At 38.2% G+C, this 15,741-nt stretch carries 11 protein-coding genes and 2 pseudogenes; 6 read left to right on the top strand and 7 right to left on the bottom strand.

The annotated features are described in order from the left end of the window. Position 1: 1 nt before the first annotated feature. Together NKR74_RS22470 and NKR74_RS22465 are read right to left on the bottom strand one after the other, a co-directional pair. Positions 2-1,021: a spermine/spermidine synthase domain-containing protein gene (locus NKR74_RS22470; protein ID WP_253630890.1), complete on the bottom strand. Its 1,020-nt coding sequence runs from the start codon at positions 1,019-1,021 to the stop codon at positions 2-4. A gap of 164 nt (positions 1,022-1,185) precedes the next feature. Next, positions 1,186-2,654 (bottom strand): annotated as a pseudogene (locus NKR74_RS22465) (RNA-guided endonuclease InsQ/TnpB family protein). A gap of 274 nt (positions 2,655-2,928) precedes the next feature. On the opposite strand from NKR74_RS22465, the gene NKR74_RS22460 reads away from it, so the two are divergent. Then, complete coding sequence (locus tag NKR74_RS22460) at positions 2,929-4,254, top strand: 6-phospho-beta-glucosidase (protein WP_253630889.1); 1,326 nt, start codon at positions 2,929-2,931, stop codon at positions 4,252-4,254. A 54-nt stretch (positions 4,255-4,308) separates the two neighbouring features. Further along, complete coding sequence (gene chbG, locus NKR74_RS22455; protein WP_098308311.1) at positions 4,309-5,013, top strand: chitin disaccharide deacetylase; 705 nt, start codon at positions 4,309-4,311, stop codon at positions 5,011-5,013. 41 nt (positions 5,014-5,054) lie between these two features. Here the strand turns inward: chbG and NKR74_RS22450 are convergent, their stop codons facing one another. Beyond that, positions 5,055-6,245: a chromate transporter gene (locus tag NKR74_RS22450; protein WP_253630888.1), complete on the bottom strand. Its 1,191-nt coding sequence runs from the start codon at positions 6,243-6,245 to the stop codon at positions 5,055-5,057. 246 nt (positions 6,246-6,491) lie between these two features. On the opposite strand from NKR74_RS22450, the pseudogene NKR74_RS24225 reads away from it, so the two are divergent. Beyond that, positions 6,492-6,849, top strand: a pseudogene (locus NKR74_RS24225) (CHRD domain-containing protein); the annotation flags it as partial. Positions 6,850-7,142: 293 nt separating this feature from the next. On the opposite strand, the gene NKR74_RS22440 reads toward NKR74_RS24225, so the two are convergent. Together NKR74_RS22440 and NKR74_RS22435 are read right to left on the bottom strand one after the other, a co-directional pair. Further along, positions 7,143-7,907, bottom strand: coding sequence for a polysaccharide deacetylase family protein (locus NKR74_RS22440; protein WP_098308313.1), 765 nt, complete (start codon positions 7,905-7,907; stop codon positions 7,143-7,145). A gap of 152 nt (positions 7,908-8,059) precedes the next feature. Further along, positions 8,060-9,136: a glycosyltransferase family 4 protein gene (locus NKR74_RS22435; protein ID WP_098308315.1), complete on the bottom strand. Its 1,077-nt coding sequence runs from the start codon at positions 9,134-9,136 to the stop codon at positions 8,060-8,062. 480 nt (positions 9,137-9,616) lie between these two features. Between NKR74_RS22435 and galE the strand changes: the two genes are divergently transcribed. The 3 genes from galE to wecB all read left to right on the top strand — a co-directional run bounded on the left by galE (position 9,617) and on the right by wecB (position 13,435). Next, positions 9,617-10,603, top strand: a complete 987-nt coding sequence (galE, locus tag NKR74_RS22430) for a UDP-glucose 4-epimerase GalE (protein ID WP_253630887.1) — start codon at positions 9,617-9,619, stop codon at positions 10,601-10,603. A gap of 294 nt (positions 10,604-10,897) precedes the next feature. Beyond that, on the top strand, positions 10,898-12,223 hold the full coding sequence (locus tag NKR74_RS22425) for a UDP-glucose dehydrogenase family protein (protein WP_253630886.1): 1,326 nt from the start codon (positions 10,898-10,900) through the stop codon (positions 12,221-12,223). Positions 12,224-12,319: 96 nt separating this feature from the next. Beyond that, entirely contained in the window at positions 12,320-13,435 is a 1,116-nt protein-coding gene (wecB, locus tag NKR74_RS22420; protein ID WP_253630885.1) for a non-hydrolyzing UDP-N-acetylglucosamine 2-epimerase, read from the top strand. Positions 13,436-13,718: 283 nt separating this feature from the next. Here wecB and NKR74_RS22415 read toward each other — a convergent pair whose 3' ends face one another. Continuing rightward, positions 13,719-14,924, bottom strand: a complete 1,206-nt coding sequence (locus tag NKR74_RS22415) for an LCP family protein (protein WP_253630884.1) — start codon at positions 14,922-14,924, stop codon at positions 13,719-13,721. A 23-nt stretch (positions 14,925-14,947) separates the two neighbouring features. After that, positions 14,948-15,589 (bottom strand): YigZ family protein, encoded by a 642-nt coding sequence (locus NKR74_RS22410; RefSeq protein ID WP_253630883.1) that lies wholly within the window; start codon positions 15,587-15,589, stop codon positions 14,948-14,950. Between the last annotated feature and the right edge of the window lie 152 nt (positions 15,590-15,741).

Below are 15,741 nucleotides of genomic sequence, written 5' to 3'. Positions count from 1 at the left end.
ACTAATATTCCATATCTTCATGATAGCAACGGTGTAGAATAAGTTGGTTCTCTGTGTTGATTACTGCGTTTTGCCGTTCCTCTAAGAGGTCTTCTCTAAAGCGAAATAATAAAGCGAGGTTTTTCGGAAGTGTTCGATGAGGAACGGTTACGGGTAATGGGTTTCTATTGCGCATAATGGAGGAAGAATTGGTCGCGATATGAAAGCCCCAATCGTTTCCGAAAGAAGGAACGATTGTATGATAGCTTGCAACTGTTAATCCAGTGCTGCGAATTGTTCGGCCGATGCTCCAATAGGTAAGTGGTGCATCTTCTGGTGAGTTGGATTGACAGACGAACGCTCCACCTTTCGTAAGGAAGCTAGATACAACAGAAAATAATTCTTTTGTATATAGCTGACTTAATGTCTCGGTTGCAGGGTCTGGGAAGTCGATAATAATCACGTCATATTTGCGAGATTTCGTACGTAAAAATTTTCGAGCATCGTATGCATGGATATTTACACGCTTATCGAAAAAAGCCCTTTCGTTTAACGCGACAATTTCAGGCACATGAGTCGCAATTTTGATAACTTCTTCATCCAAATCGACAAGATCGACGCGGCGAACCGTTTTATATTTTAAAACTTCTCTTAATGCAAGACCATCCCCGCCTCCTAAAATGAGAACAGATTCTGGGGAATCTACTAATGCCATTGCAGGGTGAACAAGTGCTTCATGATACAGTCGCTCGTCTACAGAACTAAATTGTAATTGTTCATCAAGATACATTCTGACATCATTCACCTTTAGCACATCAATCTTCTGGTATTGGCTCTTTCCTCGAAATAGAGCAGTATGCTTGTCTGCTAATATTTCTCCCAAACTCAGTTTGTCCCATATATCCCCGTGGCTGTAACTTTGAGATGATGTTGAGTTTGACTTATTGTTGTTAGATTTTTTATTATAATATTTATTATAATATTTTTTACAATTTGAAGTAGATTCTTCCTCCTGGTCATGCTTCCGATAGTTTCTCGACATGTTGAGCTCCTTTCTTTTATAAGAAATAGATTTTGTAAGTTCATGTTAGTATATGTACATTACTAGAGAAGGCTTGGACAATTCTTTATATTGAGGCAAAGATTTTTTAAATGAATACTCCCCCACTTAGCAAAGCTTGAAGTGGGGGTTTCTAACGTTTCGACCTAACGGACGATTAACGTCAGTGGAGTTAACACACTAGCGAGCTGCTTCACGCCTAACCCCTCTATCCCGTTTGTCCATGCATTCGGGACTACTTTTCGTAAAATATTAGCCGCAGCATTTACGTCTGCGTTGATTTCGATTCCTTTTGCAGAACGATACATACCACGCTTCATTCGTTTTCCTAAAAACGTTGCATTTTGGTCATTTGTTCCATACGTTGGAATAAAGTCATTATCTAGAAAACTTGCTTTTGATGTGTAAGATTCCTCGGTTACAATAACTTGAATGCCTACTGCATTTGCTTTGTATGTAATCATTTGAATCAATACACTATGCGAGATATGGCAAAACGTTTGGTTATTTTTCTTTCCCATATTCGTTTCTTGCTTCCAACTTTTGTTTTGACCAATAACGATTTTGCAAACTTCCTCTTCTTGAGCTAGTTTTACAATATGATGACTAGCTTTATGGAAGATGTCCTTTATTTTCAGATAACGATTTTGGTGAAGTTTTTCTATTCTTTTAGAAGTAAAAGGTCCTTCCTTTGTTTGTTTACCTTTCCTGAGAACACTTGTAAAATGGCTCTTCATTTTATTGTAATATTGATTTATGCTTTTGACATGTTTGCCCTTAACAAGTACAGGTTTCATACCTGTGTTTGTTACAATGGTTGCAAGATTATCAATACCTAAATCAATACTCATATAACGCCCATTCTCTTCAACGGATTGTTGTTCTGAAGGAACATCTACCACCAATTCCACTACATACTCATTGTATTTTGGAATGACACGAACTTGCTTCAATTTACCTTCAGTAAACCCTAATTTCCCAATGTTTAATTGCAATTTTGTCTTTGGAAACTTTAAAAACTTATCATTTTTAATGACACAATCTTGATTTGTATACAGAATCTCTTTTTCAGAAGAACGAATATATTTTGGAATTCTAGGTCTTCCAGTATATTTATTTGGATTCTTTTTATAATCTTTTAAACCAGCAAAAAAAGACTTCCAATTTTGGAATACATTTTTCATGATTGATTGACTAGATTGCGTAGGCAAAGCACGATAATCATTCTGAATCATCACTTTAAATAATGCATCCAGAAAATTATAATCTACATAAGGTTTTTCTGTAGTTGGTTCTGAAAACAAATTACATTTCACTTTTTTTGTTTTTCTTTTGGTTTTGTTTTCTCTTTTTCCAATTTCTTTTGATAGGAAAGAAGTTGCGTATCATTCATCTTCCCTATGTTTTTAGAAATCGTATCCAAAACTTCTTTTTGTAAAGGTTGCAACTCCTTATCTTGTGTCAAACCTGTATACACTTGTCGTATATAAAAGTTTGTCGTGTTGTACATATTCTTAGCATTTTGGCAAGATTCTTGAAAATAAGAATACATACGATGCCCTTTTTTAATCCAAATCTGAAGAGTTTTATAATGTGTTTGATTTTCCATTGTCATTTTTCACCTCCTTGTTAAGGATATTATACCAAAACAAGAACGTATGTTTCTGTTTTTGAACATAAAATATTTTTTTCGATTCACCTCACCACCTTCACATATGTTTAGAGGTGGGAGTCCTCTCGAAAGGTATGATAGAATTCTCCGACGACGCCAAAAGAAGCAATTGAATGAAGCGCATCATTTTCAAACCGAGCTCATACAATCAGAAGCAGGAGGAGAAAAAAACAGAGATTACAGTACTGTTAATTCATGCGAAAGGGGAACATGCAGCATGCGTGGAATAAAAATTACAACAATTGGCGGCGGCTCTAGTTATACGCCAGAATTAATTGAAGGTTTTATTAAGCGCTATCATGAAATTCCTGTTCGTGAAATTTGGTTAGTTGATATAAAAGAAGGAAAAGAAAAGTTAGAGATCGTAGGTAACTTAGCAAAGCGTATGGTAAAAAAGGCAGGAGTACCAATTGATATTCATCTTACGCTTGATCGCCGCGAAGCGTTAAAAGGGGCAGATTTTGTTACAACGCAGTTTCGCGTGGGATTATTAGCAGCGCGCAGTAAAGATGAAGCAATTCCATTAAAATATGATGTGATCGGTCAAGAGACAAATGGTCCTGGTGGTTTATTTAAGGCTTTGAGAACGATTCCTGTTATTTTAGATATTTGTAAAGACATAGAGGAGATTTGTCCAAATGCATGGTTAGTCAATTTTACAAATCCAGCAGGTATGGTAACAGAAGCTATCCTTCGCTATACAAACATTCAAAAAGTTGTTGGGTTATGTAACGTTCCGATTGGGATTCGTATGGGATTAGCGAAGATTCTCGATGTAGATCCAAGCCGTGTACACGTTGATTTTGCAGGTTTAAACCATATGGTGTACGGATTGGATGTGTATTTAGATGGTGTGAGCGTCATGGATCGTTTGCTGGAATTAGTGACAGACCCAGAAAAACAAATTACAGTACAGAATATTGTAGCGCTTGATTGGGAGCCTGATTTCATTCGTGCACTTCGTGCGATTCCGTGTCCATATCATCGCTACTACTACAAAACACGCGAAATGTTAGAAGAAGAAAAACAAGCATCCATGGAAAAGGGTATACGTGCAGAAGTCGTAAAAAAATTGGAAGCTGATTTATTTGAGCTTTATAAAGATCCCAATCTAGACATTAAACCACCGCAATTAGAAAAACGCGGCGGAGCATATTATAGTGATGCAGCGTGTAGCTTAATTACCTCTATTTATAACAATAAAGGTGACATCCAGCCTGTAAATACAAGAAATAATGGTACAATTGCAAGTCTGCCAGCTGATTCTGCTGTTGAAGTGAACTGTGTCATTACAAAGGATGGTCCAAAGCCAATTGCAGTTGGGGACTTACCGGTAGCGGTTCGCGGTTTAGTACAGCAAATTAAATCGTTTGAACGTGTAACAATTGAAGCTGCTGTAACAGGTGATTATCATAAGGCGCTGCTTGCGATGACGATTAACCCACTTGTACCATCCGATAAAGTGGCAAAGCAAATTTTAGATGAAATGCTAGAAGCTCATAAAGAGTATCTTCCGCAATTCTTCAAAAAGGTGGAGAACTAAAGGCAGCGCTATATAAGCCTGCTTTTTTCTTGTTACGTAATGGGAGGGGATAGAATGATTCGATTAATCGTAAACGCAGATGACTTTGGCTTAACGCGAGGTGTAAACTACGGTGTTATTGACGCGCATGTTAACGGACTTGTCAATTCTACAACGATGATGATGAATATGCCGGGAGTAGAACATGCAGTGCAATTAGCGAAGGAATATAAGACGTTAGGAGTTGGCGTGCACCTCGTATTAACCGCAGGAAAACCATTGCTTTCTGATGTGCCTTCTCTTATAAAACAAGATGGTTCGTTTCATTCGCAACATACGATTCGGAAAGGAAATATAGATCCGCATGACGTCGAGCGAGAGTGGACCGCTCAAATTGACAAGTTTCTATCCTATGGTTTAACACCGACGCATTTTGATAGCCATCATCACGTACATGCACTGCCGATTTTACATGGTGTATTAAAAAGATTAACAGAGAAGTATAAAATCCCAGTACGCCGCCTTAAACAAGGCCGTGCAGTAAGTCCATTTTCTGATGTATTTCTCCGTAATTTTTACGGAGTTGGTGTAACGGATGATTATTTTACAAATTTACAAGAGCGTGTACGGGACGGGGCAACAGTTGAAATTATGGTGCATCCAGGCTATGTCGATGCGGAGTTGATGAAATGTTCATCTTATGTCATGAAGCGTGTTGAAGAATTACGGATTTTAACAGAGAGTAAGCTTCCAAGTGGAGTGGAGCTTGTAAAGTTTTAATATATAAGAAAGACGGCTATTTCTCGGAATAGCCGTCTTTCTTATAATACTGACAAAATGATTCCACTTATCGCGCCAACTATCACAATTACCCACGGCGGCAGCTTCCAAAAGGCAAGCATTGCAAATAAGAGTAATGCGACAACGAAATCAGCAGGCTTCTCAACCGAGCTCGTCCAAATCGGTTGATAGAAGGCGGCAAGTAAAATACCGACAACAGCTGCATTTATACCAAGCAGAGCACCCTGTACGTACGGTTTACGGCGCAGTGCATCCCAAAAAGGTAACACGCCTACTACGAGTAAGAAAGCTGGAAGGAAAATTGCAATCGTCGCAATTGTTGCTCCGAGGGCTCCGTTCATAATCGCACCGATATAAGCGGCAAATGTAAATAATGGTCCAGGGACAGCTTGCGTCATTCCATAGCCAGCGAGAAACTGCTCTTTCGTTATACTGCCGTTTGACACAAACTCATTTTCTAAAAGCGGAAGAACGACATGACCACCGCCAAAGACGAGAGAGCCTGATCGGTAGAAGCTATCAAACATGGCAATCAAGTGCGAGAGAGGGCGTAATATTGGTAATAGTATCAATAAGAGAAAGAACAGAGATAAGCATAGCACTGCGACTTTGCGTGAAATCGGAATGGATATTTTTGTTTCAGTTGCTATTGTATGCTCTCTGTATAAGAGCCACCCAATTACACCGGCGAATAAAATAACGATGATTTGTATCCAAGCTGCTTGGAATAATAGAACAGCAGCTGTAGCGATGACTGCGATCGTTGCGCGGCCACGGTCTGGTGTTAACTTCTGTGCCATTCCCCATAATGCGTGAGCGACAATTGCTACGGCCACAAGTTTTAAGCCGTGAATCCATCCGGCATGGGCAATGTCTATTTGCTGTAATACGGAAGCAAACAATACGAGCACAAGAACGGAAGGTAACGTAAATCCAAGCCAAGAAACAATCGCCCCAAGTATGCCGCCTCGAGATAAGCCAATGCCCATGCCGACTTGGCTACTAGCAGGGCCAGGAAGAAATTGACAAAGCGCTACTAAATCAGCGTAGCTTTTTTCATCTATCCACTTTCGTTTTTGAACGTATTCGTGGTGAAAATAGCCAAGATGTGCAACAGGCCCCCCAAAGGAAGTGAGCCCAAGTTTCGTGGAAACGAGAAAGATTTCTATTAATATTTGTAAGTAGTTTGTGATGGTTTGTTTTGTTTTCAAAATGAAGTAAATTCTCCTTCTTTTTTGATGAACGTTTTCTTCTATCATATCGAATATATGTAAATAAGAACATCGATAGAATGTAATAAATATGTAAATTTGCATACACTGCGAGTATCGTTTTATGGAAGTTTCACTCTATTGGAAATTTGGGTGAGGTAGTCAAAGAAACAAGCATATTTAGAACGGAATGAGTATCGTATCAGCTTTATATAAGGAGGTGGTTAGAAGAGTGACAAAAGCCTTTTTGCTAGATTAAAAGGACGTAATGAAGTCCCTCCTGTAGAAACTGATGCTTGTAGTAAGGTGAAATTCATGTTTAATGAAGACTTTACAAAGCTATATTATAAATTAACTAGAAGATGACTGTCGCTCACATTCATTTAGGGAAGGAAGGACAAAATGGACCAGTGAATCCTGGGATTAGTATTGATAAAGGCGTTGTAAAGGGTGTATTGACAAAAGATAATCTTGTTGGGCCACTCCAAGGAAAGACTTTAGCAGATCTTATGAAAGAAATACAGGGAGAAATGCGTATGTCAATGTGCATACAGAGCAATATCCTCAAGATGAAATTCGCGGACAAATTCAAGAGGTATGCTAACAAGGAAAAGGAGCTGACCTAACTTGGTCAACTCCTTTTTGTATTGTTTTATAAAGTGAAACTTCCATCAGTGAGCGATTTTTTCACTGATGGTTAGTTGAACCAATCGGGCTCTTACAGGCAGTTTGATTTTGCAACAATGAATAGCAACTTACTGCCTGTTAGAGCGGGGTAAAGTGAAACTTCCATAAGTGGGGGGCTTCATTCCCCTCGGCTATTGATCACTATTTTAAAGTTTACACAAAAATAGGAATTGGGGAAAGAGTGGACAGATTTAGCGGAGGCTAAAGTTGTTACAATCTCGTATCCTTCCAAAAATTAACTTCTAAATGAGAAGAAGGGTTGTAAGGAAGAAGTGTATACCCTTGTGAACGAAGATAGTCAATTATGTTTGGTAAAACTTGCACGGTGACACTTGAGTCATGCATTAAAATGACTTCAACTGGTTTATTACTTTGATTCATTATCCGTTCCAATACAGCAGAAGGATTATGATCACTTTTCCAATCATATGTATCGACTGTCCAATCCCACATTTTATAGTGAGCTACAACAAGAGCATCACGATAGTTTTTCTTTAAATGGGGCATGCTGCCATAAGGAACGCGAACGAGATGCGTATCGAGTCCGGTGATAGTTTGAACGATTGCCCGAGCTTGTTCCATTTCAGAAACTAAAATAGAGGGATCACCGTTATAAAGGTATTTTGCATTATGAGACATACTATGTAATCCTAGGTAATGACCTTCTTGAATCAATCGCTTTGTTGTTTGAGGATAACGAGAGACACGTCCGCCAATAACGAAGAAGGTTGCTTTTTCATTTTTTTGCTTTAAGATATTTAAAATTTGTGATGTATATTTGTTTGGTCCATCATCGAATGTTAAATAAGCCACTTTTCCTTGCGGGGTAGCTGTATGCTGATGAGGCAGTTGTGTTTCAAGATGAGCGATAGAGCGATTCTCATGTGAAGATACAACTGCAGCCTGCTTAGATGATAGAAAACATGAGATGATAGTATAAAACAAACAAATCAGTAGAAGCGTTCGCTTAATCATGATGCTCACCCTAATTTGAAAATTGTACCGTTATTTTGCTCCAATAGTGGTATTCTCAAACGAACTATATTTTGGAAAACAAAAAACCGGATGATTTCTTTAAAGAAATCATCCGGTTTGTATATTTTTATATTGAATTGGTTATACTATTGTTATTCTTCACGTTTTTTTACTTTTTTATAGACTGAAATAATTGGTTTATAGCGATCGTGTTCGTGTACAAGACCAATAATCTCTGCGACAATTTCAGTAACTAAAATAAGAACGAATAGAAGAAAAATGGATAACCATAATGTTGCGCTTGAAAAAATAATCGCGTTGACACTAAAGAAAATCCCGAAGGCATAAATGATAAGCACCGTTGTTCGATGAGAGAATCCTAGTGCAAGTAAGCGGTGATGTAAATGTGATTTATCTGGTGCCGAAATTGGTTTTTTATTTACAATACGGCGAATGATCGCAAATGTTGTATCAAATATTGGTACTCCTAAAATAATGACTGGAACGATAAAGCTAAACAGTGTTACGCTTTTGTACAGTCCAAGTAGTGATAGTACAGCAATACAATATCCTAAGAACAGTGCCCCTGTATCCCCCATAAAGATTTTCGCAGGATGGAAGTTATAGAATAGAAATCCAATTGTACTTGCCAGTGCAATTAACGCAAGCGGCAAAATGATAGCACTCCCAGCGCCAGTAACGCTAGTAGCAGCCATATAAGCTAACGTTGCAAGAACAATGGACGAAATTCCGGCCGATAATCCGTCAAGGCCGTCAATTAAATTAATGGCATTTGTAATACCGACAATCCAAAATACTGTAATCGGATAAGATAACCATCCAAGTTCAGTTTCTCCTAAAATTGGAATATAAAGCACCGATATTTGTAAATTTTTCACGATTAGCAATGCGACTGCAAGTTGTCCGCCGAATTTTACTTTTGCAGATAGTTCATACACATCATCTAATATACCAATGATGATGATTATGACAGCACCTACACTAATCGATAGGATACGCTGTTCATACAAGCCGCTAACGAAGCAACCTACAGCAACTCCGATGAAAATTGCCAGTCCGCCAAGACGAGGCATAATCTGCTGATGTACTTTACGAGCATTTGGCTTGTCTGTTGCCCCGATCTTAAAAGCTAACTTAATCACGAAAGGGGTAGCAATTAGTACGGTAATGAAAGATGCCAATACTGCATAAATAGTTCGTGAGTCCATTAATACCCCACCCTTTATATTTTAACGTATGCAAATCTTTCTTTTGCTTAAAAGTTCGATATGTGTTTTTGGCTCATAACATATGGTATCATAAAAAGAATAGAATTCAATCTTTTTTTCCCTTGACTTTGAGTAATGAGGGTCAAAATATGTGACATTTTTTAGTGAATTATAGATGCAAATTAATCTTAATATGGATGTTTTACAGGAAAATATGTATGATTCCTACTTTAGGAGTATATGGTAAATTGCGGGTGTGAATCATGATATAATCGTGTAGTCTAAATATATATATATGATGAGATTAGGTTTTTGAATTATTTTTCGTCATAGTGTGTCATACATAAATGTTGAGGGACATGTATAATAAAGGAAAACTTCCATTTGTCGAGAGTGAAAACCTCTCAACTGATGGCAGTTTCACTTTATAATATGGAGCAAAGGTATCTGATGATAAATTTTTTTTCAGGGGGAGAAAGCATGATTTTAGTAGTTGGCGGTGCAGGATATATTGGAAGTCATACAGTAAAACAATTGTTAGACAAAAATTTTGAAGTGGTCGTATTAGATAACTTATCGACTGGTCATCGTGAGAGCGTTGATAAAAGAGCACTTCTAGAAATAGGAGATTTAAGCAATGCAGCGGATTTAGATCGTGTATTCGGCAAATATTCTATTGATGCTGTTATGCATTTTGCAGCAAATAGCCTTGTCGGAGAATCCGTTTTGAATCCGTTGAAATATTATAAAAACAACGTAACGGCAACGATTACGTTGCTTGAAAAAATGATGGAGCATGATGTGAAATCGTTTATTTTCTCTTCAACAGCAGCAACGTACGGAATTCCAGATACAGATATCATTACAGAAAAGAATGCAACAAACCCAATCAATCCATACGGACGTTCTAAATTAATGATTGAACATATTTTACAAGATTTTCATGCGGCTTATGGCATGAAATATGTTGCACTGCGTTATTTTAACGCAGCAGGTGCTCACGTATCAGGAACAATTGGAGAAGATCATACACCAGAGACACATTTAATTCCGCTTGTGTTGCAGCACTTATTAGGAAAACGTGAAACAATTTCTGTATTTGGCACAGATTATGAAACAAATGATGGTACTTGTATTCGTGATTATATCCATGTAACAGACTTAGCAGAGGCGCACATTTTAGCACTGCAAAGCTTACAAAATGAACAAAAAACAAATGAAGTGTATAACTTAGGAAATGGCAAAGGTTTTTCTGTAAAAGAAGTGATTGAAACGTGTGAGCGTGTAACTGAGAAGAAGGCGAATGTCGTTTACACGGAACGCCGCGCTGGAGATCCAGCACAACTGATCGCTTCTTCAGCAAAGATCTATGACGAATTAGGCTGGAAGGCAAAATATTCACTTGAAGAAATGATTCACACGGCTTGGGAATGGCATACAGCTCACCCGAACGGATATAGTAAGTAAAAACAAGTCAGCTGCCGATAAAGCAGCTGACTTGTTTTTTACAAGATATTTTGGTAGTAGGACTCCCACTTCAAGATTGTGAAAAATGAAAGAAGATAGGTGGGGGATAGCTGCTGGCAGGTGCCTGATTGATTCAACTAATAATCAGTAGGAGATGAAGAAAACTTACACTGATTAAAGTTTCACTTTCGAGAATTTCAGCGCTTTTCTTTACAAAAGCTTAAAAAATGAGGCTAAAGATGTTTCATATAATAAAATTAAAGTGAAACAAACCATAAGTAGGAGGTGTTGTTTATGAAAATTACAGTAGTAGGTACTGGATATGTCGGGTTAGTGACAGGGGTTGGATTAGCGACACTTGGGCACTCTGTGATTTGTTTTGATATTGATGAACAAAAAATACAGTTGTTAGAGAAAAATGAATTGCCGATATATGAACCGGGCTTACAAGGATTATTGGAAGAGGCTGTTTTGAAACGGAGATTATCGTTTACTTCAAAGCGAGAAGAAGCTTACGAGGCAGCTGATTTTATTTTTGTGGCGGTTGGTACACCGTCCTACTCAGATGGATCTGCAAACTTAACACATATTGTAAATGTGTGCCGTGACATTGGCATGTACGCAAAGCGTGATGTGACTGTAGTGACGAAAAGTACGGTTCCAGTTGGGACAAATGATGCTATGAGAGAATGGATTCGAGAGTCAGTGCGAGCAGATATAAGTATACATCTTGTATCAAACCCGGAGTTTTTGCGAGAAGGTTCTGGTGTGCATGATTTCTTTCATGGTGATCGAATTATAATTGGAGCAGAAACAACAGAGATTGCAAAGAGAGTTGGTGAGCTGTATAAATCGCTCCCAATTGAAATATTTACAACAGATGTGCGCAGTGCAGAGATGATTAAGTATGCATCGAATGCTTTTTTAGCGACGAAAATTAGCTTTATCAATGAAATTTCAAATATATGCGAAAAAGTACAGGCTGATGTGACGGAAGTGGCAGCTGGTATGGGAATCGATAAAAGAATTGGCCCGCATTTTCTGCAAGCGGGTATTGGATACGGCGGCTCGTGTTTTCCGAAAGATACAAACGCACTTGTGCAAATTGCTGGGAATGTGGCGCATGATTTCAGGTTATTAAAAGCAGTCATCGAAGTAAATAATAAGCAACAAGCTTCACTCGTGGAGAAGGCAGAAAAGGTGATGAATTTACGAGGGAAACGAGTTGCTGTTCTCGGTCTTTCATTTAAGCCAAATACAGATGATATAAGGGAAGCGCCTTCTCTTATGATTATTGAACAGTTACTGGCTTTAGGAGCTAATATTATCGTGTACGATCCAAAGGCAATTTTACATGCGAAGCGTATATTGGCACATCAAGTACAATATACGACAGATATAGATGCAGCCATTATGAAAGCAGATGCAGCCTTTATTGTAACGGAGTGGGAAAGTATTCGAACGTATCCCATTGTGAAGTATGTACAGCTTATGAATGAACCGATTTTATTTGATGGAAGAAATTGTTATCCCTTGGAAAAGATAGAGAATTATGCTGTTGATTACTATTCCATTGGTAGAAGAGCAGTTCGAAAGCGTGATGTTTCACATCTCTTTTAGTAAATATTTCCTTCTATTGTTTAGAATTCTCATATATAATAACAAGTGTTATCTCGTATGATAAATTGAAACACTGAAAGAAAAGAGGAACTCAATATGACAGAACGCATGAAAGTAATGACGATTTTTGGAACGCGTCCCGAAGCTATTAAAATGGCCCCTCTTGTGTTAGAGCTACAAAAACATTCAGAACAAGTCGAGTCGATTGTGACAGTAACAGCACAACACCGTCAAATGCTAGATCAAGTGTTAGATATTTTCGGTATTACACCGAATTATGATTTGAATATTATGAAGGACCGTCAAACGTTAATTGATATTACAACGCGCGGTTTAGAAGGCTTAGATAAGATCATGAAAGAAGCAAAGCCAGATATCGTTCTTGTACATGGTGATACAACGACAACATTTATTGCAAGCCTTGCTGCATTTTATAATCAAATTCCAATCGGTCATGTAGAAGCTGGTCTTCGTACGTGGGATAAATATTCTCCATACCCAGAAGAAATGAACCGTCAATTAACAGGCGTCATGGCAGATCTTCATTTCGCACCGACGGCAAAATCTGCAACAAACCTGCAGCAAGAAAACAAAAAAGAGGCAAATATTTTTATTACAGGAAATACAGCAATTGATGCGTTAAAAACAACAGTAAAAGAATCATATACGCATCCTGTTTTAGAGAAGGTTGGAGATGACCGTCTTATCCTTATGACAGCACATCGCCGTGAAAATTTAGGTGAACCGATGCGCAATATGTTCCGTGCAATTAAGCGTCTTGTCGAAACACATGAAGATGTGCAAGTTGTATATCCAGTACATATGAATCCTGTTGTTCGTGAAATTGCAGGAGAAATTTTAGGAGATCATAATCGCATTCATTTAATTGAGCCGCTTGATGTAATTGATTTCCATAACTTTGCATCACGTTCATACTTAATGTTAACGGATTCTGGCGGTGTACAAGAAGAAGCGCCATCACTTGGTGTGCCGGTTCTTGTTCTTCGTGATACAACAGAGCGTCCAGAAGGTATTGAAGCTGGTACATTAAAGCTTGCTGGTACAGATGAAGAAACAATCTTTACTTTAGCAAATGAGTTATTATCAGATAAAGAAGCACACAGTGCAATGGCAAAAGCATCGAATCCATATGGTGACGGGCATGCGTCAGAGCGTATTGTAAAAGCAATTGTGGAGTATTTTAATAAATAATAAAGTGAAACTTCCAGCAGTGAACGATTTTTTCACTGCTGGAAAGCTCTCACCAATCGGGCTCTTATAGGCAGTTTGATTTTGCAGCAATGAATAGCATCTTACTGCCTGTTAGAGCGGGATAAAGCGAAACTTTCATCAGTAAACGATTTTTTTACTGCTGGAAAGCTCTCACCAATCGGGCTCATACGGGCAGTTTGATTTTGCAACAATGAATAACATTCTACTGCCCGTTAGAGCGGGATAAAAAAACAGCTATCTCCATTTACGGAGATAGCTGTTTTTAATGTGCAGGCATTTGCCATTCTGTATTTGATTCATGAGTGTCTGAATTTGTCTTTTGTTCATGCGATTTAGACGATGGTGTAGATTGTTCCTGTTTTCCAGGTTGATGTTGTATATTCGAGCCATGAGATGGATTAGCTGGTTCTTGCTTTTCAGGTTGATGTTGTATATTCGAGCTAGATGGTTTAGCCGGTTCTTGTGTTTCAGGCTGTTCTTGTGTATCCGACGCAGGAGCTGAATCTTCAAGTTCTAAGTTTTGCATAAAGGTATGGTGAATTTCTTGGATATTTGATTCGTCTGGAACGAAATAGTAAATTCCATCTATTTTTGCATCTTTGCCTTCCATTTTTACTGTTTGAATGGTAGATGTATCAAAGCCAGAGAATTCTTTATAGAGTGCAAGACCATCTGATACAGGTATATCTGTTTTTATATACTTTCCGACTACTTTTGCAATGTCATTGATTTTAAATACAGTAGAAGGTGAGTTTAATTCCTGTAACACCGCCTCAAGTACTTGACGTTGACGTGCAGCACGGCCAAAGTCCCCATTCGGATCTTGCTTTCTCATCCGAACATAAGCCAAGGCTTCTTCGCCATTTAAATGCTGTGGTCCTTTTTTAAACTCAATCTTTTTGTAATAGTCAACATCAGAGCGTTCCCAGAAATCGAATGGAACATCGACTGTAACGCCGCCAACTGCATCGACTATGCCTTTAAATCCTTTAAAATCTAATTTAATATAATGATCGACAGGTACTTTTAAAAGGTTTTCCACTGTATCCATGGCCATTTTTTCTCCGCCATAGGCATGAGCTGCATTTATCTTATCTTTTTTGTCACGCCCAGCGATTGTTACGCGTGAATCACGCGGGATACTCATTAAAGATACTTGCTTGGTTTTTGGATTAATAGTTGCAAACATTAAGGAATCCGTTCGTCCGTTTTGGCCGCCTGTGGCATAATCTTCAATTCCCATGATTAAAAGACTAAATGGTTTTTTCGTAATTTCTACATCCTCTGTGCGGAGTTTAGATTTATCATGCTTCGAGCCGCTGTAAATTCCCATTAAAGAAGAGTAAGAATTATACGCATAAAATGCTCCGCCTCCGATAAGGAGAGCAAAAATAAGGAATATAAGCGATTTGCGTCTTCTTTTCTTTTTCGTCCTTCTATTCTGGAGATGATGATAACGATCTTCCATAAATAATCTCCTTTAAGTATAAATTAGTGTTGTACTATATCTTGTTCTAGATATAGCATCTCATCTTCATTAATTGTACATTTCCCATTTGTGATTTCAATCATCCATTCTGTGAATGATTGTTTTTGGCTTTCCTCCACATATGTGTCAAACGTGACATGATCTAAGTAGTGTATATCTTTAATCGTATATACAGAGTTGCGTAGTTCATTTTCAATTTTTCCGAGTAATGTATAATCAATTTCAGTTTTCATGACGCGCATTAGCTTTCGTTCAACGACGCCGACATGATTTAGACCTTCACTTGTACATTTCCCGTATGCACGAATTAAACCGCCTGCTCCTAGTTTAATGCCACCGAAATAACGCGTTACAACAACGACAGTATCTTTTAAGTGACGCTTCTTTAACACTTCTAGGATTGGGACACCAGCTGTACCGCTGGGTTCTCCGTCATCGTTTGCTTTTTGAATTTGGTCATGTTCGCCAATTAAGTAGGCTGAGCAGTTATGGGTTGCATTCCAATGTTGTTTTTTAATCTTTTGGATAAATTCTTGCGCTTCTTCTTCTGTTGTTGCGCGGCTTACATGACAAATAAAGCGAGATTTTTGAATCACTATTTCATGTTCGCCGCACCCTTTTACGGTGAAATATTGTAGTAGCACTAATTTTTACGCCCCTATCTGTATAAATTACAGCTTTTATCAGTGGGCAGTTCTATCCCAAGCTGATGGTTAGCTTTATGAAATTGGGTTCTTGTGAAACAGGGTTCTACCTTCAGTTTCTTTCGTTTCTCAGAAGGTGAAGAACGTATTAC

It is taken from the genome of Bacillus sp. 3103sda1, assembly GCF_024159135.1.
Lineage (GTDB): Bacteria > Bacillota > Bacilli > Bacillales > Bacillaceae_G > Bacillus_A > Bacillus_A rhizoplanae.
The sequence above is the reverse complement of the archived record's forward strand: the minus strand, read 5'-3'. Positions and strand labels throughout refer to the sequence as shown.

What these genes read in the sequence shown, in the direction of transcription:
- NKR74_RS22440 (WP_098308313.1), bottom strand. Translation starts at nt 7,907, where the DNA reads ATGATTAAGCGAACGCTTCTACTGATTTGTTTGTTTTATACTATCATC.
- galE (WP_253630887.1), top strand. Translation starts at nt 9,617, where the DNA reads ATGATTTTAGTAGTTGGCGGTGCAGGATATATTGGAAGTCATACAGTA.
- NKR74_RS22460 (WP_253630889.1), top strand. Translation starts at nt 2,929, where the DNA reads ATGCGTGGAATAAAAATTACAACAATTGGCGGCGGCTCTAGTTATACG.
- NKR74_RS22425 (WP_253630886.1), top strand. Translation starts at nt 10,898, where the DNA reads ATGAAAATTACAGTAGTAGGTACTGGATATGTCGGGTTAGTGACAGGG.
- NKR74_RS22415 (WP_253630884.1), bottom strand. Translation starts at nt 14,924, where the DNA reads ATGGAAGATCGTTATCATCATCTCCAGAATAGAAGGACGAAAAAGAAA.
- NKR74_RS22470 (WP_253630890.1), bottom strand. Translation starts at nt 1,021, where the DNA reads ATGTCGAGAAACTATCGGAAGCATGACCAGGAGGAAGAATCTACTTCA.
- wecB (WP_253630885.1), top strand. Translation starts at nt 12,320, where the DNA reads ATGACAGAACGCATGAAAGTAATGACGATTTTTGGAACGCGTCCCGAA.
- NKR74_RS22435 (WP_098308315.1), bottom strand. Translation starts at nt 9,136, where the DNA reads ATGGACTCACGAACTATTTATGCAGTATTGGCATCTTTCATTACCGTA.
- chbG (WP_098308311.1), top strand. Translation starts at nt 4,309, where the DNA reads ATGATTCGATTAATCGTAAACGCAGATGACTTTGGCTTAACGCGAGGT.